The sequence below is a fragment of the Pseudomonas putida genome (assembly GCF_005080685.1).
GTDB lineage: Bacteria > Pseudomonadota > Gammaproteobacteria > Pseudomonadales > Pseudomonadaceae > Aquipseudomonas > Aquipseudomonas putida_V.
Map to the genome: position 1 here is coordinate 2894165 of NZ_CP039371.1, position 23074 is coordinate 2917238.

The window sequence follows — 23074 nt, forward strand, 5'->3', positions numbered from 1 at the left end:
TCACTCACAGGAGAGTCCCATGAAACTGTTGCATATCGATTCGAGCATCCTGGGCGACAATTCCGCCTCCCGTCAGCTGAGCCGCGAAGTGGTCGAGGCCTGGAAGGCCGCTGACCCGAGCGTCGAAGTGGTCTACCGTGACTTGGCCGCTGATGCCATCGCCCACTTCTCCGCCGCTACCCTGGTGGCTGCCGGTACTCCGGAAGACGTACGTGATGCCGCCCAGGCCTTCGAGGCCAAGCTCAGCGCCGAGACCCTGGAAGAATTCCTTGCGGCCGATGCCGTGGTGATCGGTGCGCCGATGTACAACTTCAGCGTGCCGACCCAGCTCAAGGCCTGGATCGACCGCGTTGCCGTCGCGGGCAAGACCTTCCGCTACACCGAAGCCGGCCCTGAAGGGCTGTGCGGTGACAAGAAAGTGGTGCTGGTGTCCACCGCCGGCGGCCTGCACGCTGGCCAGCCTACCGGTGTCGGCCATGAGGACTTCCTCAAGGTGTTCCTCGGCTTTATCGGCATCACCGACCTGGAAGTGGTCCGCGCCCACGGCTTGGCCTATGGCCCGGAACAGCGCAGCAAGGCCATCGACGAGGCCCAGGCGCAGATCGCCAACGAGCTGTTCGCCGCGGCCTGATCGCCGCTTGAAAGGGGCGCCGCTCGCGCCCCGATCTTTTCATCCAGTTTTCATCTTGCCCCGCTCAAGACCGGCATATGCTGGCCTGATCCTTCCTCGCGGGGACACCAGCCGATGAACGCCCCCCGTACCTTGTTGGCCCTGGTGCTGCTGAGCGGTGTGCTCGGCCACGCCCAGGCCGCTCCATTCGTGGCCGGCCTGCACCACATGACCCTGGCCGATCCGGTCGATGCCCGGCCCATGCAGGCCTTGGCGTTCTATCCGGCCAGCGGCCAACCCCACGAACAGCGCATCGATGGCTACCCCTTGCGGGTGGCCGAGGAAGCGCCGGTTGCGATGGGGCAGTTCCCCTTGCTGGTGTTGTCCCATGGCAACACTGGCAGCCCCCTTGCCCTGCATTACCTGGCCACGTCGCTGGCGCGTGAGGGTTTCGTCGTGGTGGCGGTGATCCATCCAGGCGACAACGCACGCGACCCGAGCCGCCTGGGGACGCTGAGCAACCTCTATGGCCGCCCGTTGCAGGTCAGTGCAGCGATCACCGCCGCACGTGACGATGCCCTGCTAGGGCCGTACCTGAACGATGGCAAGGTTGGAGTGATCGGCTATTCCGCTGGGGGCGAGACGGCGCTCATCCTATCTGGCGCCCAGCCCGACCTCGACCGGCTGCGCCGTTACTGCCTGGAGCGGCCCGAGGATCACGACGCCTGCAAGACCCATGGGGTGTTGATTGCCGACCGCAGCGAATTGGCACCCCAGGCCGACCCACGGGTCGGAGCGGTGATGCTGATGGCGCCGTTGAGCTTGTTGTTCGGCCGCCATGCCCTGGCCGGGGTGCAGGTGCCGGCCCTGATCTACAGCGGTGACAGCGACCAACTGGTGGCGGTGGACCGCAACGCCGAAGCGCTGGCGCGCAAGCTGCCGGTGACGCCGGACTACCGGCTGCTGGCCGGCGCCGGGCACTTCGTGTTCATGGCCCGCTGCGATGCCGAACAGCACGCGCGCATGCCGGCACTGTGCAAGGATGCCGACGGCGTCGACCGCCAACATATCCATCACTCGTTGCAGCGTGATACCGCGACTTTCTTCAGCCAGGCCCTAGGTGCGCCGGAGCCGGCCGAGCGCTCAGCGGCGTCGGGCAAGTAGCAGGCAAAGGCCGACGCCAGCCAGGGCGAGCAGGGCGGCAACGCCAAAGATCGAGGCATACCCCAAGTGCACGGCCACCGCGCCCATCACCGGGCCGGCAATGGCCAATGCCATGTCGAAGAACACCGCATAGGCGCCCAGGCCCGCGCCACGACTGCTGGCAGGCACCTGTTTGATCGCCTCGACCCCCAACGCCGGGTACACCAGTGACAGGCCGAATCCGGCCAGCCCAGCGCCGACCAGCGCCCAGACTGGAGCAGGGGCCAGCCACAACAGGCCAAGGCCGAATACCTCGGTGGCCATGCAGGCGATTGCTACGTTATAGCCGCCGAAGCGGTTGACCGCGTTGACGAAGAGCAGCCGCGAGACAATGAAGCACAGGCCAAAGGCGCTCAGGCACAAGGCCGCGCCCTGCCAGCCACGTTCAAGGTAATAGAGGGTGACAAAAGTGGTGAGCGTGCCGTAGCCGATGGACGCCAGGGTCAGGCCCAGACCGCACGGCGCCACCCGGCCGAAGGCAGACCAGAACGGCAAGCGCTCGCCGCGGGTGACCACCACGTCGTCACGCTTGCGCAGCGCCAACAGGGCCAATACGGCCATCACCAGCAGTGCCGGGCCGAGCACCGCGAAGCTCAAATGATCCACGGCCAGCACGCCGACTGGCGCACCGATGGCGATGGCGCCATAGGAGGCGATGCCGTTCCAGGAAATGACCCGCGCGGTGTGCTCGGCGCCGACCTGGTTGATACCCCAGCTCAGGGTCGCGACGCCGATCAGGCCCTGGGCCACGCCCAGCAGCAAGCGCCCGGCCAGCAGTAGCGCGAGGCTCAATTGTGGGGTCGCGACGGTCCAGGCGGACAACAGCGTGAGAACGCCGCAGCCGGCGATGCCCAGCAGCCCATAGCGGATCGCGCGCTTGCCGCCAAGCGTGTCGGCCACGCGTCCGGCGAAGGGGCGACTGGTCAGCGTGGCGAGATACTGCAGGCCTATCGTGACCCCGGCAATGACAGCGCCGAAGCCCAACTGGTCGTGCACGTAGCTGGGCAGCACCGCGATCGGCAGGCCGATGCAGAGAAACGCAACGAAGGTGTAGAGGACGATCGAGAGTATTTGCCGGGTGATGCCGAAGGTACTGCTGGTGGGAGCGGGTTCTTGCGCGGTCATGGGCTCGTTCGCGGGCGGGCGGTTGGGCGTGACCCCATCATGGCCGCTGCGAAGGATAAATGAAAGCAGGCTAACGAATTATTCATATGGAAGTCCCACATGCTGGGACGTTCTTGCTCGAAATTGATCGCCCCTTGGGGGATGGCACGGGCTTTGCCCGTGTTCGCCGGCAAGCCGGCTCCTACGCAGGCATGTAGGAGCCGGCTGCCGGCGATCTCGATTGCTTACACCAACACGCCCTGGCTACGCAGGTAATCGTCGTAGGTGCCGCTGAAGTCCACCACGCCGTCGGCCGTCAGCTCAATGATGCGGGTGGCCAGCGACGACACGAATTCACGGTCGTGGCTGACGAACAGCAGCGTGCCTGGGTAGTTTTCCAACGCCAGGTTCAGCGCCTCGATCGATTCCATGTCCAGGTGGTTGGTCGGCTCGTCCATCACCAGCACGTTCGGTTTCTGCAGGATCAGCTTGCCGAACAGCATGCGGCCTTGCTCACCACCGGAAATCACCTTCACCGACTTGAGAATCTCGTCGTTGGAGAACAGCATGCGCCCGAGGGTGCCGCGGATCACCTGTTCGCCGCTGGTCCACTGGCCCATCCAGTCGAACAGGGTCACGTCGTCCTCGAAGTCGTGGGCGTGGTCCTGGGCGTAGTAGCCCACTTCGGCGCTGTCGGTCCACTTCACTTCGCCCTTGTCCGGGGTCATTTCGCCGACCAGGGTACGCAGCAGGGTGGTCTTGCCGATGCCGTTGGGGCCGATGATCGCCACGCGCTCACCCGCTTCGATGGTGAAGCTGAAGTCCTTGAACAGCACTTTGTCGTCGAAGGCCTTGGCCATTTTCTCGACGACGACAGCCTGGCGGTGCAGCTTCTTGGTTTGTTCGAAGCGGATGAACGGGCTCACGCGGCTCGACGGCTTGACCTCGGCCAGCTGGATCTTGTCGATCTGCTTGGCGCGCGAGGTCGCTTGCTTGGCCTTGGAGGCGTTGGCCGAGAAGCGGCTGACGAAGGTCTGCAATTCGGCGATCTGGGCTTTCTTCTTGGCGTTGTCCGACAGCAGCTGTTCGCGCGACTGGGTGGCCGCGGTCATGTACTCGTCGTAGTTGCCCGGGAACAGGCGCAGCTCGCCGTAGTCCAGGTCGGCCATGTGCGTGCAGACGCTGTTGAGGAAGTGCCGGTCGTGGGAAATGATGATCATGGTGCTGTTACGCGCCGTCAGAATCGTTTCCAGCCAACGAATGGTGTTGATGTCCAGGTGGTTGGTCGGTTCGTCGAGCAGCAGCACGTCCGGATCCGAGAACAGCGCCTGGGCCAGCAGCACGCGCAGTTTCCAGCCTGGAGCGACTTCGCTCATCGGGCCGAAGTGCTGTTCCAGCGGGATACCCAGGCCCAGCAGCAGCTCACCGGCGCGGGACTCGGCGGTGTAGCCGTCCATTTCGGCGAATTCGGTTTCCAGCTCGGCGACGGCCATGCCGTCTTCTTCGGTCATTTCCGGCAGCGAGTAGATGCGATCGCGCTCGGCCTTGACCTCCCAGAGCTGGCCATGACCCATGATCACGGTGTCGATCACGGAGAATTGCTCGTAGGCGAACTGGTCCTGGCGCAATTTACCCAGGCGGGTGTTCGGCTCGAGCATGACCTGGCCGCCGGACGGCTCGAGGTCGCCACCGAGGATCTTCATGAAGGTGGACTTGCCGCAGCCGTTGGCACCGATCAGGCCGTAGCGGTTGCCGTTGTTGAACTTGACGGAAACGTTTTCGAACAGCGGCTTGGAGCCGAACTGCATCGTGATATTAGCGGTGGAGATCAAGGAGCTTACCTATCAATAACTTACGTGGCTTCGTCGCAGCTGCGGACCCATTTCGGACCAATCTGGCGCTTGGCTAGCACCTGCCAGTCGTTGGACGAGTTAATCCAGCGCGCATGAGTCGATAAGAGCATCTGCACGCTATGCCCGAGCTGTTGGGCGATAAATGCGGGGGTTGAGGCCGAACATTGAGCGTATTGTCGCATAGGTGAGGTGGCAGTTGCATGGGGGCAAGCGTTCAGCCTTCAGGTGGTGTCACGCCACAGATGAACTCTTTCGACCCCAGGCGGTGCGAGCCGTACTCCACGACATAGCCATCACCACGGCGCTCGGCCTCGGCTTGCGCTGTCGTCTGGTCGGCGTAGACGTCGACGAAATGCCAGGGGTGACGGTCTCGCAACACGCCCCAACCGAGCACCCAACCCTCGTTCCTCGGGTCTGCCGGAAGGTTTTTCGCCAGGCTGCGGATGCTCATGGGTCGCTCCTCGGTCGATGCCGGAATGCTTTGAACATAGCCGCATCCTGCGTCTCGATCTACCCGTTCGAAGGCACATCCCAGCCGAGCAGCCCGTTCCAGCAGCGTCCTACCAAAAGATCCCCGGAGGGAGTCCATTGCAGCTGCTTGAGGTCACTGCATCCGGTCTTGTCGGATCGTAGGGTCAGCGAGCGGCCGGTTTGCAGGTCCCATAGCACGGCGGCGTTGTCCCGGGAGCCGGTGGCCAGGGCCAGCAACCGGCCGTCGGGCGAGGCTGCCGCGGTGCCAAGCGAATCCTGTCCGGGCAGGGTCAGCGAGTAGCGCACCTTGCCGCTGGCTATGTCGACGACATGCACGCCGGGGGTGCGTCTTTGTCCTTCGATCAGTACGAAGCCGACTCCAATCCAGCCACCTTTTGCCGACCCGAAGGGCTCCGGCGTCCACTGTGCCATGCCGCTATCGTCGTGCGGATCGACCTCGCCAAAGCGACGCGGCAAGCGCACCACGCGCAGCACCTTGCCGGTCCTGGCGTCGAGCTCGGCCAGTCCGTAGAGGTCTTCGACCCAGAAGCCGGGGACCTCGCCGTCCCAGCGTACGGGCTTGATCTGCCGGTTGCCGCGGGCAGGCTCGCGGATCATGTCCTGGCGCAGGGAAGCAAAGCGCTTTTCAAAGGTCCACGGGGCACCATCGCCAGCGGGCTGAGTGGTTGGCTGCCAGACGTCGAAGGTGTCGCGTTTGTCCCGGTAGCTGTGGTCGTACGCCATTGGCACGCCGTCACCCAGGTGGAAGTAGTCGATGTACTTGTCCACTTCGCGCGAGCTTTTGAACACGATGGGATGCGTGGCCAGTTTCTGGGTAGCCACATCGAAGCGCACGAGCTGCCGATTGACCGCCAGGTAGGCTGACTGCCCACTCGGATCGCGTGACAACAGCCCCTTGGTGAAGAAGTCCGAGGGCGTCCACACCACCTGTGGCTGGTTTCCCGGCGCGGGTGTCCAGTGCATCAGGGCCTGGGGATGGCTGCGTATCAGCAAGACGCCGCCATCGGCCATGACCAAGAAGTTGTCCATGGCCTTGATCGGCAGCAGCACTTGGGCCTGGATTTCCTTGGCGTTCGGCTGGGGCAGGGTAAGCTTGGGTTCACGGACCAAGGCGAGCGGCTTGGTTGCGACTGGGACCTGCCAGTGCTCCGCGCTCAGGCCAAGTTGGAGGTTGGCACCGGGAAGCTGGCTCAATGCCTCGAACACTGGCCGGAACATCGCCTCCGGCACGCTGTTACGCGCCAGGCGGCTTGGGGCATGGGCCCCGAATACATCGAAATTGGCGAGACCGCGCAGCTGGCCGATGAAGTTGTTGTCCGGGTTGGGGAATTCGTCATTGCGCGTCAGGTGGATCGCGGTGGCGGGGCGCCCGAAGACAGAGTCAAGCTGCCTGACACTGGCAATGGCGATGCTCGTACTGTTGCCTCGCAATCCATGGTCACGCTTGATGCTCCCGGTCCAGTACTTGTAGCGCTCGGTCAAGGGGGCCATGCGTTCACCGCCGGACTGGAACCTCAGGGTCCGCTCGAGATCGGCAAGGCGCTCGGGGACCTCCGACTCCGCCAGGGCGCCCTCGCGTACGTATTCCTGCAGCTTGGGCAGGTCGACTTGGCGGACCAGTTGCGCAGCGAGTTCAGGGCGCCGGGACAACAACACGCTGCCCCAGCCATCGCTCATCGTCGACAGCGAACGGAGTTCAAGCTCGTCGCGCAGCGGGCCAAGCGGGCGCAACGCGTCGACGACCACCGGCAGTACCTGGCTGAAGGGCAGGTCCACGACCATCTCCACCCCGGGGAGCCTGCTTCCGTCCTTTGCCAGCTCGGGTGTTTGCAGTGCCGATGGCAGGCCCCTTGCCATGTCCTCGGCATTGCTGGGGCGGATTTGCCAGCCTTGTGGCAAGGGCGTGGCGCTGGCCATGCCGCTGCAGACCAGTGCAGTGGCCCATAACGCGTATTTCCAGAAACCTGCGTACTTCATTTGAATTGCTTCCTTGCGGTATCGTTGCCAAAGTGCCAGATCGACGCAATGTCCATTGGACCCGGGATGGTTTCACTCAAAGGAGTTGAGAAAGTGTGGATCGGAAGTAACGAATCCAGGTTCAGGTTGCAGCGGCGCATCATGGGGGTCGCGCTGTTCTTCGCGGTATTCTTCCTGGCTGCCAAGCTCGAAGCCTACCTGGTGGGCGATGGCTCTCTGATGGATGTGTTCCGTGGGCTGTTCGTCACAGGTTTCACCGGTGGCGCGTTCTACCTGGCAGGCAGATGGTGACATTGGATTGCGGTAGTTGGATGGAGCGAACGTGAGAGAGAAGCAGAGCGTGCTGACGTTGCCAGGGGTGGCCACCCTGGTCATTACCGTTCTAGGCGTGGTGCTGTACTGCACCGAGCAGGTTGGGCTGTGGGAGATGTTCGTCATCCTCATGCTGCCCAACATCTGCTTCTGGTTGAGCAAGCGCTTGCGCAGGCTCGCAAGTCGTTGCTGATGAGCGCGACACTTGGCGCCCACTTCGGCCGCTCAGTCGCAACCGCCGCCGCTGTCGCCTGAACCACTGTCGCTCGAACCGCTGTCACTCGACGATGAGCCACTATCGCTGTCGTATCGGCTGTGGTCGCGGTGCGAGCAACTGCCGTGGCCGCGTGACGCCTCGAAGCTGTCGAGTGTACTGAGTGGAGCGGTGGGCTGAGGCTGGCCAGTGGCAAAGTCAGTACCGCGATTGACAGCTTGGTGCCTGGCTTTGCGCTGCGGTTTTTTCTTCGGTTTGAACAGGCTGGCGAGGAAACTGATCATGGTTCGTCCTTGTACCGCACGTGTTGGCGGGTGATGCCTAAAAGGCCAATAGGAAAACCGATATGGCCGCCAAAGCCAAGCACCTCTCTGCTCCGGCCATCCTGGCGAGGCCCTGGCTGGGTGCAAAAAGCCCGGCCTGAGCCGGGCTAATCAGGGGTGATCACCGCCTCATCGTGAGGCGCGACAATCATTCAGTAAACACGCCTGAAGGTATTGATCTTATAGTCGTCGGCAACCTGGTTTTTCGTTTTGCCTTTTGGATGCATTGAATCGGAAGAAGTCCTTCCGACCCTCTCAACCTGTCCATCTCCAGCCTCGGACATACTGGCTTTTTGCAAGTCAGTCGCCACAGGGGCCGAGTCGGCTGGCAAGGCAGTTCCTTCGGCGCTGATCGTGCTTTCCTTTTCCTGCTGATCAGCGAACGTCAAAGGGCAAGCTGCTGCCAGTGCACCGGACAGTAGAGCGTTCATCATTCTTGAAGTCATTGTTAAACGCCTCCGTGTGAGTTGCATATTTAAGCGTGGACCTGGATCGGAGGCGGTGCACAAGTCGAGACAAGCGGTGTGTAACAGCTGCGCTACAGGCTGTCTGCAGGGTCAGATCGGCTCAATCAACCGGGGCCCCTCGTTCCTCACATTGCCAACGGGCATTGCAACCCGATGCCACATGAATGCTTCCGGCGGCTCCCCCAGGTTGAGCGCCAATTGTTCGGCCTGCGCTGCAACCATCCTTGAAGACATCCACTCCCTCGCCAACTCCGGCGACAGCACAACCGGCCGCCGATCATGCACATCGACCATCCCGCCCAGCGCGTCGGCAGTGATGATCACGAAACCATCGTGTTCGTTGCCGGCAAACTGGCCAATGCTGGCGCAAAGGGCAGGGCGACCGTCTCGGCGCCGGATGTAGTAGGGCTGCTTTTTCGGGCCGCCTTCATCGACCCATTCGTACCAGCCGTCCACGGGGGTGATTGCCCGATGGGGCCAGATCGCCCGGAAGAATGCACCGTGGGCAACCTTTTCGACCCTGGCATTGATCGGCGGTGGGCGATCGATGGCCCAATGTGGCCGCCATCCCCACTTCACCAGGTCCGCTCGTGGGCCGCTGTCATCGACCCGCAGCACCGCCACTGGCGTGCTCGGCGCCACGTTGAACCGGCCAAGTTGGGCATCACCGACATTGTTCTGCCAGGCGTCGGGCATGCTCAGGGTTTCGACGAAATCATGGATGCCGCGGTATTGGGTCAGGCGACCACACATGGCTGAGTCCCTGCGCTGGAAAAACTAAGCATAGTCCGCTGCGCGGTAGTGGATTTTCTGCTCGCCGAATGCTGAAATACTGTATCCATATACAGTATCTTGGTGCGCTATGTTTTTCCTTCTTGTCCGCCGCCGCGTAAAAGGTGTGGCTATTCCATCCGGGCACCTGGGCCAGATACAGGCGCTGAGGGCTGACGTTCATATTGGTGACCATCACAGCCAGGCACTCGGCCGCATCGCCACCCAGGCCTGGGTGCACAACCCGACGCCTGGGCCGGACATCATTCCCCGTCTGCTCGATGCCAGGGTTACCGGCATGGCCCAGGGCGGTATGAACATCACCGGCATGGAGGAAATCGACGGCGTGCTGTATGCGCAGTCCTGGTGGTGCCGTGCTCAATGATGGGCAACCGTCTGCCGCAACTTGAACTTGAGGAGGTTGTATTGGCGCGGGAGCAGGGGGTGGAAAGTGCCCAGGGTGTCGACTATGCCTAAATAACAATCCACGTGCTCGAAAGGAGACCGAATGGACTGTTTCATCTGTGGCAATGAAGCGTTACTTCTAAAGAATGAATCATCCGGCTGCTCGGTCAAGTGTCCGGTATGCGGTATCTATGAGGCGCAAGGTAACTTCAACCCGGCTTGTCACACCGTGGCAGAGGGGTTGCGGGGCATTCTCGACAGGCAGCGACGAGAAGCCATCGAACTGCCAATCATCACTGGCCAATCGGCGTATTTGCTCTATGCGCTCAGCCATATCGGGTTCAACAGTCATTCATGACAGCAAATAACCGAACCGTTCTACCTTGGTGGGTTAGTGCGGTTTCGCGGCAATTGGTAGAATCCATCAGCTCATATGGATAAACTTCAAATGCCTATATTTCGTATTCTCAGTTGCTCGGTTCTGATCGCGTTCATTGCAGGTTGCGCGACACCTGGAAAACCAACCGGAAGTAAAACCACCAACAAATCTCCCGAGGCCTACGCTGCGTGCGTAATGCCCAAGTGGCAAGCCGTGGCGCCGCAGACCACGCAGAAATCGATTTCCCATGGCTACCGCATTACCGCACCGAGTTCGGTGACGTCTGACGAGGTGTTGGAGGTAGTGGCGTATCACGACGGTAGCCGGGCGACCTTCTACAAGGGCAGCTTCTTGTCCTCGGACAAGCTGCGCACGGCAGCGCGGGAATGCCTCGACTGAAACGCGCCCACGAGAACACCTACAAACCTTGTAGGAGCGGGTTTACCCGCGAAGCAGACACCGCGATGAATGTGATTTAATGTGCCTTCTTCAAGGAGGACCCAAGATGGCCAAGAAAGCCAAGACCCCATTCATTTTCGTAGGCGCACCGCTGGTCGCCGTTGGTGCTGCATTCGCCGCGATAGGCGCATCTGGCCAGCCGGCATTCGGCTACACCGCAGTCGGGCTGCTGGTGCCGGGCATCATCCTGCTCGCAAGCGGTTTCTGGTCTCGTCGTCGCAGGGTCTGAAGTCGGCGGTCAGTACCTGCGGCTGCGCAAATTTTGCATTCGCCAGTCCCACTCGCGATAATTCAGCTCTTTGCGCGGAGGCCTGCGAGTGGAAACCAGAAGTATCGTGGCAGAAATGTTCATTGGCATCCCGACGCATTTTTGGGTATTGCCTGCAGCCGGGGTCATCGCCGATTTCGGCCTGAAATGGGCTGATCGCTCGCTTACCCGGTCGAACCTGCTGCGGGTGGTGACCTACCTGTTGTTGCTGGCACTCGCGGTCTTGCCCAATGGCGTCCATGCGCTGTTCCCGCCAACGCCGGAGTTACTGGTAAAAGGGCAGTCCTTGCCCAACTATGAAGGCCTGTTTTACCTGGACACTTTCTATGTGTTCGCGGGGTGGGCACTGAGCCGGGTTGCCAAGGTCAAGTTCAGCGCTTCTTGATTGTTTTTTCATGGATTGTCGTGGGGGGCTTGGCTTGGCATTGAGGTTGGGTGGTTGATCCGAGGAGTGTAGCGGCGCTACTGGCCCCTTCCGCCTTTACGGCGGGCTCCTTTGTTCTTGGACAAAGGAGCGCAAAACCGCTTGCTCCCACATACGGCCCCTACGCTGCGCTTCGGGGTTCCCTCGCTTCGGCGGCTTGCGGGCCCGCGCGGCCTACGACTTGCTCCGCAAGTCTACATCTCGCGCCTCCGGCTACGCCGGAGGGTGCTTCGCACCTGGCCCTCCAGCCGCCTACGCTCGGCCTCCTGAGGTCGCGGGTAGATCAAGATCAAGAGCAAGAGCAACGGCAGGCGAATCGCTGCGCTCTCGCGGTTTACCTTCGCTTCGTGCTGGAGCGGCTGGCGCGTTCTGTCTTTCGAAGATAACGCCAGTGCAGGCGCCGCCCCTAACTTCGCGACGTCAGGAGGCCGAGCGTAGGCGCCAGTAGGGCCAGGTGCGCAGCACCCTTCGGCGTAGCCGAAGGCGCGAGATGTAGACTTGCGGAGCAAGTCGTAGGCCGCGCGGGCCCGGAAGGCGCCGTAGCGAGGGGACCCGTAGCGCAGCGGAGGGCCGGATGCAGGAGCAAGCGGTTTTGCCTACTTTTCCCAAGATGTATGGACCGTTCCCAATCTCAATGCCAAGCCAAGCCAAGCCCCCACCAATCCGTGAAGAACCTTATTAATTCATAGGTCGCGACACAATATGGTCTTCCCGAGATTGCGCACGACCTGATGGTATTGACGCCTCCAGTTCGACTGCCAGAAGTCCGCTTCGGCACCAGTGTCGCCAGCTGATCGAAATTGAAGGATGTCGCTCTTGGCCAGGCATTCCGGTTGATGCTGGCAGATCATCGGAAACACGCCATAGGCTTTGAAGGTTTTCGACAGTACCTTATCGATCGCAGTGCCGGAGTACGGCGCGTGACCGATGAGCTTCCTACATCCGCCTTCCGACAAGATATAGGCGAACGTGCCCTTGGCCCTGTACCTGGCAATTCCACGATGCCAAGTGAGCCATACCTTGCCAAGCGTTGCGCCAAGAAAAAACAGCTCCGGATTGTCGCTCGCGATAAAGCGGTTGATCTGCTGGATCCTGGCGCACGGGAAGGCGACCAGCGTGGCGTCGTCCTCCAGGACCAAGGTGTTTCGATAACCTCGTTCAAGTGCAAGACATGCGCACTTTATGTGCGACTCGAAGCATCCTCGCTCGGGGTTGTGGGGGTCGGGATCGACCAGCATGAATTCAATTTTGATGCCGGCCTCGGCGAATTGTGTTGCCAGGAGATTCCGGCGGTCCTCCCGCTCGTTCAAACTGATGCACATCACGCCATCTACCGAAAGTTGGCTGAGATCCTTGCTGACCATGACAAAGCTCCTATGTCTGTATGGGGTTCATACAGCCCGCAGCTTTGCCCAGTCTGTAGGACGCTTCCTTTTTTAAGGCATCAGGCCCTGGCTGCGAAAGTCCAGGATAAAACCCGCCTTGGCGGCGAGTTTTCCCACAAACCCGACCCCGTGCTTTTTTCGACCAACTAGTATCCCGATCCCCCCATGCCCCCCATGCTACTAGCACGCTCGCGACTCCTTTGCACCGCCTGGCCCGCTTGCGCACAAGTCATGAAACTCTTCTGCTCGACCTTCCCCGCAGCGTCGAAACTCACGCTGTAGGGCTGGTGCTCGTTGGCACTGGTGAACTGGTAGTCGAAACAAGTGCCCGGGCCTTCACTGCGTGCGGACTGACCGAGCGGAGGGCCGCCGATCTGCATGACCTGCGCCTGGTTCATGCCAGTTTCGACGCGTGAAACCAGCGGCTGATCGTGGTAACGCGAAGCGTTGGTGGTACAGCCTGCACTGGCGAAAAGCAGAGCGGCCAGCGTGAGAGGAAGGGTTTTCATGGGCGTGCTCCCGTTGTTGCCTAGGTCATGAACACTGGCCCCCTGATCATTAAAGGCCTCGCGAATGACGCTGGCAATCGGGACGAGTCAACCCACCTTCAGTGACGAGAGTTTTTGCTGGAGTTCGGCCATCAGACGCTGACCGGTCGCTTCCAGTACCTCGGCATAAATGGCGATGGCGCCACAAGATCGGCAGGTAACAATGGATTTCTTGTGCGGACGCACCGGTTTGACGATGTCTGTGGCATCGCATTCGAGACATTTGAGCGTGACGCTCATCGTTTTCCACTCCCTGGAATAGTGTCCTTGTCCCTTGTACCGGTTCGAGCCGGGCGGGGGCATAAGACCTATTGGTTATGCGGGATTGGAAAACGTTCCAAAACATCGAAAAATCATGGCCGTGCCGGCTGGACTGCCGGCAAGCCACTCGCGCACCGTCGCTGCTGTCAACCGCTCGGAAACGCCGCCTTGAAGGGAAATTCCAGCCCGCCCTCAACCACCGGCGCCTCGGCATTCATGCGCAAGCAGTGCTGCTCGGCTTCGGCCTTGTTGGGGTAACTGGGTTTCAGGCGTTCCTTGGCGTGGTTGTCATAGATGTCGAAGCCGCCGCATACGGTTGCCGCGTAATAGCGGCTACCGATGCGAAAAGACTCCTTTTCGATCGGCACGGCCGGAACGATAACGAATCTTGATTGCATGTTTCGTGCCTCCCCAGGCAGAGACTTTAGTATTAGCCAGGCTGGCGTAAACCAGCAAGTTCACTCATGGGGTGGCAATCGATTGCGTCATGAACCCGCCATATACCGCCCGTCGGTGCGCAGGTTTTGCACGCTGCAGACCCAGCGGTGGTTGCAGCGGTAGGGGGCGCGGATGAAACGGATGTCGGCGACTCGTTTCATGCCGCGTACCCGCAATGCCTGGGTCAATTGAGCGAGAGTCTCTGCTTCGATGGTCATGGCTATCACCTCGTGAGATTGCCTGCATTCCTATTTCTTGACTGGCTGGTTAAGCACGGGATTCACTTTTTCGGGCCTGGGCCCGCCAGTTGGTGGCGCAAGAAAGCGGATGCGTGGTGGCTGGCGGATGCGTACAGTGCCGACAACGCCATCTTCGCAGGAGCCTGCGCATGTCCAGTGCCTATTCTTTTATGCAATCTCCGGTCGGCACCCTGACCTTGGTTGCCCGTGGTGATTGCCTGGCGGCCGTACTGTGGGAAGAAGAGCGGGAAAACCGCGTGCGCCTGGGCGAGTTGCACCGTGATGACGCCAATCCGGTGTTGCTGCAGGCGGCTTGTCAGCTAGGCGAGTACTTTGCCGGCAGCCGCCAGCACTTCGACTTGCCGCTGGACTTCGCCGGTACCGAGTTCCAGCGTCAGGTATGGGCGGCGCTGTTGACCATTCCGTTTGGCGAAACCCGCAGCTACAGCGACATCGCCCGACAGATCGGCAACCCCAGCGCCGTGCGTGCGGTAGGGGCTGCCAATGGTCGCAATCCGATCTCGATCATTACCCCATGCCATCGCGTGATCGGCGCCAGTGGCGGGTTGACCGGCTTTGCCGGTGGCTTGCCGGCCAAGCAGTATCTGTTGGCGTTGGAAGGGCGTCAGAGCCTGGCCTTGGCCTTCTAGCTGATCCAGGCAGCGACCAGGCACACCACCACAGCGAGCAACGAGCCGGCCATCAGCGTGTAGTGCCGGTGGGCACGCTGCGCATGGTCACGTACTTCACGCAGGTACTGCCCTGGTGGCGGGGCATCGGGACGGTGGCGCAGACCTTCGGCGATGTTCGCCAACTGGCCCCGGATCAACAAACCCACGAAGTAGTAGGTCGAGGCATAGCTGGCAAATGCCAACAGCAGGTACTTCATCAAGACAGGCCATCCAGCGGCAGGGTGACAGCGCTGGCGCTGATGGTGTCGAACAGCACCAGGCCCTGGCTGTGCTCGTCAAGTGCCGCCAGCATGCGGCCCTGGCTGTCCCAGGCCGCAGAGCCGCCAGCACCGATGAAGCAGTCCGAGGCCCCGACGCAGTTGGCCATCAGCACGCTCATGCCCAGGGTACGTGCAACCTCAGGGTAGTGCTCATAACCCTCGCGCAGGCCTTTTGCGGTCTTGGCCACGCTCACCAGGTAGATATCCGCGCCCAGCGCCTGCGCCTGGGCAGAGTGCTCGATGAACATCGACTCGTAGCAGATGGCGGGGGCGATGCGGTGCACACCGGCCCCGAACACCACCGGCTGGCTTGCCGGGCTGAAGAACGGCAACTCATCGGCGTGCAGGCGTTGCTTGGCGTACTCCAGGCGCGGCGCGCCGGGACTTAGGATCGGCATGCCGATGCGAATGCCGTCGGGGGTGGGCAATGGCAGGCCGACGGCCACCGTGATGCCATGGCGGTCGCAGGCCGCCTGCAAGGGATCGAGCCGGGACGACGACAGCGGCAATGCCACCTGACGCGCCAGTGCAGGCTCGTAGCCTGTCAGTGACAACTCGGGAAACACCACCAGCCCTGCGCCCTGTGCTGCAGCCTGATCGATGCAGTACAGGTGCCGCTCGAGATTGCGCTGCAGGTCGCCCTTGTATGCAGCCAATTGCACGGCGCATAGCTTCATGGTGGTGCCCATCCCTGGTCCGATCGAACAGCGAGCATACTACCGCTGGCTTCACCAGTACCAGCACGGATGTCAAGACGTCGGACGATCCGCGAAGCGTTGGCGGAACCAGTCATCGAGCATGGCCTTCTCGGCATACAGGCGGTCGCTGCTGCTCGCCGCGCGGCCAGGGCGGCTCAGGTACATCTTGTCGCTGACCCGCTCTTGGGCCTGCCGGTCGGGCTTGCCCGGCTGGCTCAAGGTGTAGGTGAGGTCGATGGTCGGCCAGGTGATGTCGCGCATGTAGCGTACATCGTAGGCATTGGCGTGCCAGGGTTCATAACGGCCGGCCAGGTCGATGTCGCGGATATCGATGGCCAGGTGCTGGCCGGGTTGCAGGTAACGCTGACCCAGCTTCTGCAGGTACTCGGTCAGGGTTTTCATCACATACGCATCGGCGCCGCGCTCGTAGCCAGCACTGTCGAGGCTGGCGTCGCGGAATTTTTCCGGATGGTCGAAACGGACCTCGACCTGCCCGCTGGGGGCGGCTTGTGCCATGCTGTCCATTGCCAATGCCACGAGCACGGCATACACAAGGGATGTACGCATGATGCACCTCCGGGCTGGCTGTGTGTTCGATCATTTTACCCCTGCCCGTGGCGCAACCGCAGAGGAACATTGTAATGAGCCGGTTTCGGCAAGTGACAGCCAACGCCCACGGGCGTGATCTCGCCGTCGGTGATATCCATGGGCACTTCCGGCGCCTGGAGCAAAGCCTCGAGGCCGTGGGGTTCGATCCGGCCCGCGATCGACTGTTCAGCGTAGGCGACCTGGTCGACCGTGGGCCCCATAGCGAAGAGGCCCTGGAATGGCTCGCACGCCCCTGGTTCCATGCGGTACAAGGCAACCATGAGTCGCTGGCGATTACCCTGTTGCGCGGCGGCCGCCTGGAGCTGGACATGTACCGGGCGGCGGGCGGTAGTTGGTTCATCGACATGCCGGCGGTGCAGCAGCAGCGCTATGTCGAGGCGTTCGCGCAGTTGCCCATTGCCATGGAGGTGCAAACCGAAGCCGGCCTGGTCGGCCTGTTGCACGCCGACAGTCCCTTCGCCGACTGGGCCACCCTGCGCGCCAGCCTGCAAGCGATGGCCGATCCGCAGGTGATCGAGGTGTGCCAGTGGTCGCGGCGCCGGCTCAAGGACGGTGACAGCGAACCGGTCGCAGGCCTGCGTGCGTTGCTGGTGGGCCACACGCCGGTGCTGCGCGCCAAGTGCCTGGGCAATGTCTGGCACCTGGACACCGGCGGTTGGACCAACGGCTATTTCAGCCTGATGGAACTGGGCTCCTTGAGGGTGATCAGCCCCACGCCAGACGCATGAGCAGCGCCGAGGCCAGCATTATCAGCATCGCCCCGCAAGCGCGCTCGAGCCAGGGCAGGGCGCGGGTGAAGCGCCGCAGCACGCGACGGTTGCCGATCACCAGCGCCACCAGCAGGTCCCATAACAGCACGATGGTGAACATCCAGCCGGCATAGGTCAGTTTCCAGGCCAGGCTGGAGCTGGCGACCATGCTCGCCAGGCTGGCGTAGAACAATGCATTCTTCGGGTTGAGCACCCCTGAGGCGAAACCCATGCCCAGGTTGCGCCAGCCGCTGGTGCTGGTGGCGCGCCCATCGATGGCGGTGAGGTCGGATTGCCCGGCATGACGCAGGAACAATCCGCCGATGTATAGCAGGTAGGCGGCGCCCGCCAGTTGCAGGGCGATGAACCACGCACTGCCTTCGCGCAGCACCCCGAGGCCGGCGAATGCCATGGCGATGAACAGCCCGTTGGCCAGGGCGATGCCCAGGCAGGCTCCGCTGGCGGCTCGCCAACCGGCGTTGATCGAGGTGCGCGCGACCAGGAAGAAGTCCGGGCCGGGAGACAGCAGGGCAAGGAAATGGGCGAGGGCGACGATCACGAACTGCTCCATGGAACTGGCTTTCTCTGGTGGAAGAAAGCGCAGTCTGCGAGTGTGGCGCCTACCCGTATTGAAGATTATTGCGCCGGCGCGTGAGCCTGGCGATATTGCCCCGGTGTGATCCCGACGTGGGCCTTGAACACCCGCTGGAAGTGCGCCTGGTCGGCAAACCCCAGGTGGTAGGCGACATCGGCCAGGGCCAGGCCTTGGCCGAGCATCTGTCGGCCCTGGTTCACCCGGGCATTGAGCAGGTAGGCATGTGGGGTCAGCCCAGTGGCGGCGCGGAACGCCCGGATCAGTTGGTAGCGGCCCATACCGGCTGCTTCGGCAAGCACGTCGAGGCTGAGCTGGGCCGGGCCTTCGATGTCGATCCGGGAGGTCAGTGCACGCAGCGTTGCCGGTGCCAGGGCGGGCGCAGGAGCCGCCTCCAGCGTAGGCTGTTGGGCAAAGGCGTGATCACCCAGGAAGGCCACCAGCGCAGCTTCCTTTTCCAGTGTGGCGGCATTGGAGAACAGCACATCGTTGAGCTCGCAGAACTGCCGATACAGCTGCGGGCAGCGACTGATGCGCGCCGCAGCGCCAGGCGCGGCGCAGGCAAGGCCCGCTTCCAGGCGCAGTTCCGTCAGCCAGTCGGCATGCACGTGCAGCATCTGGTAGCTCCAGGCTTGGCCGGGTTCGGGGTTGCAGGCATGCACCCGCTGCGCCGGCACCAACACCAGAGTACCAGGCGTCAGGCGTTGCTGGCCGCCAGCGGCGCCGGTGAACTGGCTGTAGCCGGCATCCACTGCGCCGATGGAAAAGGTCGGGTGGCTATGGGCCTTGTAGCAGGCGCGGCTGTGGCAGGCACGGCGGCTCTCCACGAAGGGCAGCGCCGGATCGCGCCAAAGCTCGTTACGAGACATCGATGGTTCCTCGGACAGGCCGTCAGCTTAGCAGTGCAGGGCGTGCGGCCGTACAGATTTCTCCGGCAGCTGTACCTTGACCCGAGCCTGCGGCGCCTCGACAGTAGCAGGCTGTTGCAAGGAGAACGAAATGGACCTGTCGAGCCTGCTGCTATTCATTCCCGCCTGTTTCGCCCTGAACATGGCGCCGGGGCCGAACAACCTGCTGTCGTTGCACAATGCCAGCCGCTTCGGCCTGCGCACCGCCTGCCTGGCCGGTGGCGGACGTCTGCTGGCCTTCGCCGGCATGATCGCCCTGGCGGCGATGGGCCTGGCGGTGGTGCTGCACACCAGCGAATACCTGTTCCTGGCGATCAAGGTGGTCGGCGCCGCCTACCTGTTCTACATCGCCTGGCAGCTGTGGCGGGCACCGGTGGGTGCGGCAACCCACGTCGACGAGCAGCCCCGCAGCGGCTGGCGCCTGGCGCGCCAGGAATTCTGGGTGGCCGCAGGCAACCCCAAGGCGATCCTCATCTTCACGGCCTTCCTGCCGCAATTCGTCGCGGTGAACAGCAGCACCCCGGTGAGCCAGCAATTTCTCTGGCTGGGCGTGCTGTTCCTGCTGCTGGAATGGGCGGCCATCGCCATCTACGCAGGGCTTGGCGCCTATCTGCAGCGTTGGTTCGAGCAACCTGGACCACGGCGGCTGTTCAACCGGGTCAGTGCCTCGCTGCTCGGTTGCGCGGGCCTGGGCTTGCTGGCCGCGCGGCGCTGAGCCTCAGTCGCGGTAGAAGGTCTGCACCAGGTGATAGCCGAACTTGCTCTTGATCGGCCCATGCACCACGCGCAGGGGTTTCTTGAAGATCACCTGGTCGATGGCGCCGACCAGTTGACCTGGGCGAACTTCGCCCAGGTCGCCACCGCGCTTGCCCGAGGGGCAGGTGGAAAACTTCTTGGCCAGCACGTCGAAGGCCTCGCCGTTGGCGATACGCTGCTTGAGCTTTTCGGCCTCTTCAGCGGTCTTGACCAGGATATGGCGGGCTTGAGCTTTCATGGGGCACCTGTACTTCGGGCAAAAAAAGGCCGTCATTATGCCTGATCGCGCAATTCCGTGCGGTCACGGAACTGTTCGAGCGCCTCGGGGTTGGCCAGGGCGTCGGTATTCTTGATCGGCAGGCCATGCACTGCATTGCGCACCGCCAGTTCGACCAGCTTGCCGCTGAGGGTGCGAGGAATGTCGCTGACCTGGGCGATCACTGCCGGCACGTGGCGCGGCGTGGTGTATTGGCGGATGACCTGGCGGATGCGCTGGCGCAAGGGCTCGTCGAGTTGCAGGCCTTCGCGCAGGCGCACGAACAGCACCACGCGTACGTCACCTAGCCATTGCTGGCCGATGGCAACGCTTTCGATCACTTCTTCGACCTTTTCCACCTGGCGGTAGATTTCCGCGGTGCCGATGCGTACGCCACCGGGATTGAGCACCGCGTCCGAACGGCCGTGGATGATCAGGCCGCCCGAGGCGCACTGTTCGGCATAGTCGCCTTGGGCCCAGACTCCCGGAAACTGGCTGAAATAGGCCCCCCGGTAGCGGCTGCCATCGCTGTCGTTCCAGAAGCCCAGGGGCATGCTCGGGAAGTTGCGGGTGCAGACCAGTTCGCCTTTTTCCTCGATGACCGGCTGGCCATGCTCGTTCCAGACCTCCACGGCCATCCCCAGCCCTTTGCACTGGATCTGCCCGCGACGCACCGGCAAGGTCGGGTTGCCCAGCACGAAGCACGAGACGATGTCGGTGCCGCCGGACATTGACGCCAGGCACAGGTCGGGTTTGACCTTGGCATAGACATAGTCGTAGCTGTGCGGCGACAGGGGCGAGCCCGTGGACAGGATCATGCGCAAGCTGCCCAGGTCATGGCTGAGGGCCGGCGTGAGCCCCTGCTGTTCGAGGGCGACGAGGTACTTGGCGCTGGTGCCGAAGACGTTGATGCCCTCGGTGTCGATCAGGTCGAGCAGGCGCTCGGGGCCAGGATGCAAAGGCGAGCCGTCGAACAGGACCAGGGTGGCACCGACCGCCAGGCCACTGACCAACCAGTTCCACATCATCCAGCCGCAGGTGGTGTAGTAGAACAGCACCTCGTCGGCCTTGAGGTCGTTGTGCAGGCCATGTTCCTTGAGGTGCTGCAACAGCACGCCTCCGGCGCAGTGGACGATGCACTTGGGCACGCCGGTGGTGCCGCTGGAATAAAGGATGTACAGCGGGTGGTCGAAGGGCAGCGAGGCGAAACGGGGTTCACCGCCAGGCTGGTAGAAGTCCTGCCACAGGCTGACGCGAGGGGCGGTGAATTCGCCAGCGGTGGTGTGCTCGCGGGTGTAGGGCACGACCACCAACTGCTCCAGTGCCGGCAACTGGGCGCAGACCTGGTTGATCTTGTCGACCAGGTCTATGTGCTTGCCGGCATAGTCGTAGCCCGCGCAGGCGATAAGCAGTTTTGGCTCGATCTGCCCGAAACGATCGATGATGCCGTGCAGGCCGAAATCGGGGGACGAGGTCGACCACACCGCGCCGAGGCTGGTGCAGGCGAGCATGGCCACCAGGGTTTCCCAGGTGTTGGGCATCAATGCGGCGACGCGGTCACCTGGGCCGATGCCTGCCGCCAGCAAGGCCTTCTGCAGGCCGGCGACCTGGGCCGCGAGCTGATTGTGAGTGAAGGCGCTGCGACCGCCGTCCTCGCGCACGGTGACGATGGCGGTGCGGTCGTCGCGGCGTTGCAATAGATGTTCGGCGAAATTTAGCGTGGCATGGGCGAACCACTGGGCGCCGGGCATTTGCTCGCCCTCGTGGAGCACCTGGGTGGGCGGGGTGTGCCAGCGAACATGGAAGGTGTCGGTGACGGTCTGCCAGAACGCCGGGCGCTGCTCGATGCTCCAGCGGTGCAGCGCGGCGTAGTTGGCCAGTTGCAGGTTGTAGCGCAGGTTGACCCGGCGGCGGAAGGCCTCCATCCGGCTGGCCTCGATGAGCGCCGTGGAGGGGCGCCAGAGCACATCGGTCATGCCGAACCTCCTGTCGTTGCCTGTGGGGCCCTATCGCCGGCAAGCCGGCTGCAACAGGCGGTAGGGCCCTCGACTGTAACGCTTTACTCCACTGTAGCCTTTTGCACGTCGTCCGCTGCCGACCACACGCGATAGCGCACTTCGACGCCCTCAGGCACGTATACCACCACCGGCAACTTGCTGTTGTAGCGCAGCAGGAAACCGTCACCGATCACTGGCACGAAAGCATCGGTCTTCTTGCCATCGGGGCAGGCCATTAGGGTGCTGGCGGGGCCGCTGACTTTTTCCAGGCGGTAGTACGGGTAGCCCCAGCCCTGCAAGGTGTGTTCTTCGAGGCTACCGCCCAGGCGCTGGCGGTTGCAGTCGACCTTGAGCGTCTTGCCAGCGAGCACTTCCAGTTTGTAGGCGGACTCATCGGTTTGTGCCGGCAGGTGGATCACCTGCCGGGTGAAGCCTTTTTCCGCCTCGGGGTACGGGGCGACATCCTTGAGGCTGGCAGCCATCAGCGGGGCGGTGGCCGCCAGGCTCAGGGAGAGGATCGCGGACAATTGGCTCAGGCGCATAGGGCCTCCTTGCTAAGAATGGGGGGGCGGGCTCTGCCAGGCACGCTTGGCCCTTCACTGGGCCAACCAGCCACCATCGACGTTCCAGGCGGCGCCGCGAACCTGGCTACCGGCCTCGCTGCACAAGAATAGTACCAGCTCGCCCAGATGTTCAGGTGTGACGAATGCCTGCGAGGGCTGCTTCTCGGCGAGCAGGTCATGCTGCGCCTGGAGGGCGTCGCCGCCGTTGGCGGCTCGCTCGTCGATCTGTTTTTGCACCAGTGGGGTCAGCACCCAGCCTGGGCAGATGGCGTTGCAGGTGACGTTGCTGGTGGCGGTTTCCAGGCCAACGACCTTGGTCAGCCCGACCACGCCATGCTTGGCTGCCACGTAGGCCGCCTTGCCGGTGGAGCCGACCAGGCCATGCACCGAGGCGATGTTGATGATCCGCCCCCAGTCGCGCGCACGCATGCCTGGCAGGGCCAGGCGGGTGCCATGGAACACCGCGGACAGGTTAAGCGCGATGATCCTGTCCCAGTCTTCGACCGGAAACTGCTCGACTGGCGCCACGTGCTGGACACCCGCGTTGTTGACGAGGATGTCGAGGCCACCGAATTCGCGCTCAGCCAGGGCGAACAGGGCCTCGATCTGGCGGACATCCGCCAGGTCCGCCGGATGATGCACGGCTTTCACGCCATGCTGCCTGATCCGCGCCAGGGCCTCGGCCGGGTCGCCAAAGCCGTTGAGCAGGATATCCGCCCCGGCCTTGGCCAGGACCTGGGCGATACCCAGGCCAATGCCGCTGGTGGAACCGGTCACGAGTGCTGTCTTGCCTTTGAGGGTCATGGGTCGCTCCTTGGTCGATGCCGGTAGTGTAGAAGCTGTCCGTAACCTCGCTCGCCGG

At 62.7% G+C, this 23074-nt stretch carries 33 protein-coding genes; 12 read left to right on the top strand and 21 right to left on the bottom strand.

Annotated elements, in window-relative coordinates; all coding sequences use genetic code 11:
• Positions 1–19: 19 nt before the first annotated feature.
• Positions 20–631 (top strand): FMN-dependent NADH-azoreductase, encoded by a 612-nt coding sequence (locus tag E6B08_RS13310; protein ID WP_136914436.1) that lies wholly within the window; start codon positions 20–22, stop codon positions 629–631.
• Between the two features lie 114 nt (positions 632–745).
• Positions 746–1774 (top strand): alpha/beta hydrolase family protein, encoded by a 1029-nt coding sequence (locus tag E6B08_RS13315; RefSeq protein ID WP_136914437.1) that lies wholly within the window; start codon positions 746–748, stop codon positions 1772–1774.
• On the opposite strand, the gene E6B08_RS13320 is transcribed toward E6B08_RS13315, so the two are convergent.
• From E6B08_RS13320 to E6B08_RS13340, 4 genes are all read right to left on the bottom strand, one after another.
• Positions 1754–2995, bottom strand: coding sequence for an MFS transporter (locus E6B08_RS13320; RefSeq protein ID WP_265411753.1), 1242 nt, complete (start codon positions 2993–2995; stop codon positions 1754–1756). The two genes, E6B08_RS13315 and E6B08_RS13320, sit on opposite strands and share 21 nt — an antisense overlap.
• 167 nt (positions 2996–3162) lie before the next feature.
• On the bottom strand, positions 3163–4749 hold the full coding sequence (locus E6B08_RS13325; RefSeq protein WP_136914439.1) for an ABC-F family ATPase: 1587 nt from the start codon (positions 4747–4749) through the stop codon (positions 3163–3165).
• A gap of 235 nt (positions 4750–4984) precedes the next feature.
• On the bottom strand, positions 4985–5221 hold the full coding sequence (locus E6B08_RS13335) for a hypothetical protein (protein WP_136914441.1): 237 nt from the start codon (positions 5219–5221) through the stop codon (positions 4985–4987).
• 59 nt (positions 5222–5280) lie between these two features.
• Complete coding sequence (locus E6B08_RS13340; protein ID WP_136914442.1) at positions 5281–7239, bottom strand: WD40 repeat domain-containing protein; 1959 nt, start codon at positions 7237–7239, stop codon at positions 5281–5283.
• Between the two features lie 93 nt (positions 7240–7332).
• Here E6B08_RS13340 and E6B08_RS13345 point away from each other — a divergent pair, with 93 nt between their 5' ends.
• Both E6B08_RS13345 and E6B08_RS13350 read left to right on the top strand, forming a co-directional pair.
• Positions 7333–7530, top strand: a complete 198-nt coding sequence (locus E6B08_RS13345) for a hypothetical protein (RefSeq protein WP_136914443.1) — start codon at positions 7333–7335, stop codon at positions 7528–7530.
• A gap of 31 nt (positions 7531–7561) precedes the next feature.
• Entirely contained in the window at positions 7562–7744 is a 183-nt protein-coding gene (locus E6B08_RS13350; RefSeq protein WP_136914444.1) for a hypothetical protein, read from the top strand.
• A 32-nt stretch (positions 7745–7776) separates the two neighbouring features.
• On the opposite strand, the gene E6B08_RS13355 is transcribed toward E6B08_RS13350, so the two are convergent.
• From E6B08_RS13355 to E6B08_RS13365, 3 genes are all read right to left on the bottom strand, one after another.
• Positions 7777–8049 carry a hypothetical protein gene (locus tag E6B08_RS13355; protein ID WP_136914445.1) on the bottom strand — a complete coding sequence of 91 codons (273 nt, stop codon included), beginning with the start codon at positions 8047–8049 and terminating at the stop codon, positions 7777–7779.
• A gap of 191 nt (positions 8050–8240) precedes the next feature.
• Positions 8241–8522, bottom strand: coding sequence for a hypothetical protein (locus E6B08_RS13360; RefSeq protein WP_192938660.1), 282 nt, complete (start codon positions 8520–8522; stop codon positions 8241–8243).
• Positions 8523–8645: 123 nt separating this feature from the next.
• Positions 8646–9308, bottom strand: coding sequence for an SOS response-associated peptidase family protein (locus tag E6B08_RS13365; protein ID WP_136914447.1), 663 nt, complete (start codon positions 9306–9308; stop codon positions 8646–8648).
• 109 nt (positions 9309–9417) lie between these two features.
• On the opposite strand from E6B08_RS13365, the gene E6B08_RS13370 reads away from it, so the two are divergent.
• From E6B08_RS13370 to E6B08_RS13390, 5 genes are all read left to right on the top strand, one after another.
• A complete protein-coding gene (locus tag E6B08_RS13370; protein ID WP_136914448.1) occupies positions 9418–9711 on the top strand; it encodes a hypothetical protein in 294 nt (97 codons plus the stop codon).
• A gap of 123 nt (positions 9712–9834) precedes the next feature.
• Positions 9835–10089 (top strand): hypothetical protein, encoded by a 255-nt coding sequence (locus E6B08_RS13375; protein ID WP_136914449.1) that lies wholly within the window; start codon positions 9835–9837, stop codon positions 10087–10089.
• A gap of 90 nt (positions 10090–10179) precedes the next feature.
• The gene (locus E6B08_RS13380) at positions 10180–10509 is read left to right on the top strand and encodes a hypothetical protein (RefSeq protein WP_136914450.1); all 330 of its coding nucleotides are present in this window, start codon (positions 10180–10182) and stop codon (positions 10507–10509) included.
• 106 nt (positions 10510–10615) lie between these two features.
• Positions 10616–10798, top strand: a complete 183-nt coding sequence (locus E6B08_RS13385; RefSeq protein WP_136914451.1) for a hypothetical protein — start codon at positions 10616–10618, stop codon at positions 10796–10798.
• Between the two features lie 115 nt (positions 10799–10913).
• Positions 10914–11222, top strand: a complete 309-nt coding sequence (locus tag E6B08_RS13390; protein ID WP_136914452.1) for a hypothetical protein — start codon at positions 10914–10916, stop codon at positions 11220–11222.
• Between the two features lie 722 nt (positions 11223–11944).
• Here E6B08_RS13390 and E6B08_RS13395 read toward each other — a convergent pair.
• The 5 genes from E6B08_RS13395 to E6B08_RS30840 all read right to left on the bottom strand — a co-directional run bounded on the left by E6B08_RS13395 (position 11945) and on the right by E6B08_RS30840 (position 14111).
• A complete protein-coding gene (locus tag E6B08_RS13395) occupies positions 11945–12625 on the bottom strand; it encodes a hypothetical protein (protein WP_136914453.1) in 681 nt (226 codons plus the stop codon).
• A gap of 167 nt (positions 12626–12792) precedes the next feature.
• Positions 12793–13155: an osmotically-inducible lipoprotein OsmE gene (gene osmE / locus E6B08_RS13400; protein WP_136914454.1), complete on the bottom strand. Its 363-nt coding sequence runs from the start codon at positions 13153–13155 to the stop codon at positions 12793–12795.
• Between the two features lie 87 nt (positions 13156–13242).
• A complete protein-coding gene (locus E6B08_RS13405) occupies positions 13243–13434 on the bottom strand; it encodes a hypothetical protein (protein ID WP_136914455.1) in 192 nt (63 codons plus the stop codon).
• Positions 13435–13601: 167 nt separating this feature from the next.
• Positions 13602–13853, bottom strand: coding sequence for a hypothetical protein (locus tag E6B08_RS13410; RefSeq protein ID WP_136914456.1), 252 nt, complete (start codon positions 13851–13853; stop codon positions 13602–13604).
• An 87-nt stretch (positions 13854–13940) separates the two neighbouring features.
• Positions 13941–14111 (bottom strand): hypothetical protein, encoded by a 171-nt coding sequence (locus E6B08_RS30840; RefSeq protein ID WP_192938661.1) that lies wholly within the window; start codon positions 14109–14111, stop codon positions 13941–13943.
• Positions 14112–14281: 170 nt separating this feature from the next.
• On the opposite strand from E6B08_RS30840, the gene E6B08_RS13415 reads away from it, so the two are divergent.
• The gene (locus tag E6B08_RS13415) at positions 14282–14782 is read left to right on the top strand and encodes a methylated-DNA--[protein]-cysteine S-methyltransferase (RefSeq protein ID WP_136914457.1); all 501 of its coding nucleotides are present in this window, start codon (positions 14282–14284) and stop codon (positions 14780–14782) included.
• Here E6B08_RS13415 and E6B08_RS13420 read toward each other — a convergent pair.
• The 3 genes from E6B08_RS13420 to E6B08_RS13430 all read right to left on the bottom strand — a co-directional run bounded on the left by E6B08_RS13420 (position 14779) and on the right by E6B08_RS13430 (position 16349).
• Positions 14779–15021, bottom strand: a complete 243-nt coding sequence (locus E6B08_RS13420; protein WP_136914458.1) for a hypothetical protein — start codon at positions 15019–15021, stop codon at positions 14779–14781. The genes E6B08_RS13415 and E6B08_RS13420 overlap by 4 nt on opposite strands.
• On the bottom strand, positions 15021–15761 hold the full coding sequence (locus E6B08_RS13425) for a carbon-nitrogen hydrolase family protein (protein WP_136914459.1): 741 nt from the start codon (positions 15759–15761) through the stop codon (positions 15021–15023). Before E6B08_RS13425 ends, E6B08_RS13420 begins: the two co-directional genes overlap by 1 nt.
• A gap of 72 nt (positions 15762–15833) precedes the next feature.
• Positions 15834–16349, bottom strand: a complete 516-nt coding sequence (locus E6B08_RS13430) for a DUF3016 domain-containing protein (protein WP_136914460.1) — start codon at positions 16347–16349, stop codon at positions 15834–15836.
• Positions 16350–16423: 74 nt separating this feature from the next.
• Here E6B08_RS13430 and E6B08_RS13435 point away from each other — a divergent pair, with 74 nt between their 5' ends.
• The gene (locus tag E6B08_RS13435) at positions 16424–17119 is read left to right on the top strand and encodes a metallophosphoesterase (RefSeq protein ID WP_136914461.1); all 696 of its coding nucleotides are present in this window, start codon (positions 16424–16426) and stop codon (positions 17117–17119) included.
• Here E6B08_RS13435 and E6B08_RS13440 read toward each other — a convergent pair.
• Together E6B08_RS13440 and E6B08_RS13445 are read right to left on the bottom strand one after the other, a co-directional pair.
• Positions 17097–17711: a LysE family translocator gene (locus E6B08_RS13440; RefSeq protein ID WP_136914462.1), complete on the bottom strand. Its 615-nt coding sequence runs from the start codon at positions 17709–17711 to the stop codon at positions 17097–17099. The two genes, E6B08_RS13435 and E6B08_RS13440, sit on opposite strands and share 23 nt — an antisense overlap.
• A 65-nt stretch (positions 17712–17776) precedes the next feature.
• Positions 17777–18601, bottom strand: coding sequence for an AraC family transcriptional regulator (locus E6B08_RS13445; RefSeq protein ID WP_136914463.1), 825 nt, complete (start codon positions 18599–18601; stop codon positions 17777–17779).
• 130 nt (positions 18602–18731) lie between these two features.
• On the opposite strand from E6B08_RS13445, the gene E6B08_RS13450 reads away from it, so the two are divergent.
• Positions 18732–19355, top strand: coding sequence for a LysE family translocator (locus tag E6B08_RS13450; protein WP_136914464.1), 624 nt, complete (start codon positions 18732–18734; stop codon positions 19353–19355).
• Positions 19356–19358: 3 nt separating this feature from the next.
• Here E6B08_RS13450 and E6B08_RS13455 read toward each other — a convergent pair whose 3' ends face one another.
• From E6B08_RS13455 to hbdH, 4 genes are all read right to left on the bottom strand, one after another.
• The gene (locus tag E6B08_RS13455; RefSeq protein ID WP_046786145.1) at positions 19359–19634 is read right to left on the bottom strand and encodes a peptidylprolyl isomerase; all 276 of its coding nucleotides are present in this window, start codon (positions 19632–19634) and stop codon (positions 19359–19361) included.
• Between the two features lie 35 nt (positions 19635–19669).
• Entirely contained in the window at positions 19670–21628 is a 1959-nt protein-coding gene (locus tag E6B08_RS13460; protein ID WP_136914465.1) for an acetoacetate--CoA ligase, read from the bottom strand.
• An 83-nt stretch (positions 21629–21711) separates the two neighbouring features.
• Entirely contained in the window at positions 21712–22191 is a 480-nt protein-coding gene (gene eco / locus E6B08_RS13465) for a serine protease inhibitor ecotin (protein ID WP_136914466.1), read from the bottom strand.
• A gap of 54 nt (positions 22192–22245) precedes the next feature.
• Positions 22246–23016 carry a 3-hydroxybutyrate dehydrogenase gene (gene hbdH / locus E6B08_RS13470; RefSeq protein WP_136914467.1) on the bottom strand — a complete coding sequence of 257 codons (771 nt, stop codon included), beginning with the start codon at positions 23014–23016 and terminating at the stop codon, positions 22246–22248.
• Positions 23017–23074 lie beyond the last annotated feature (58 nt).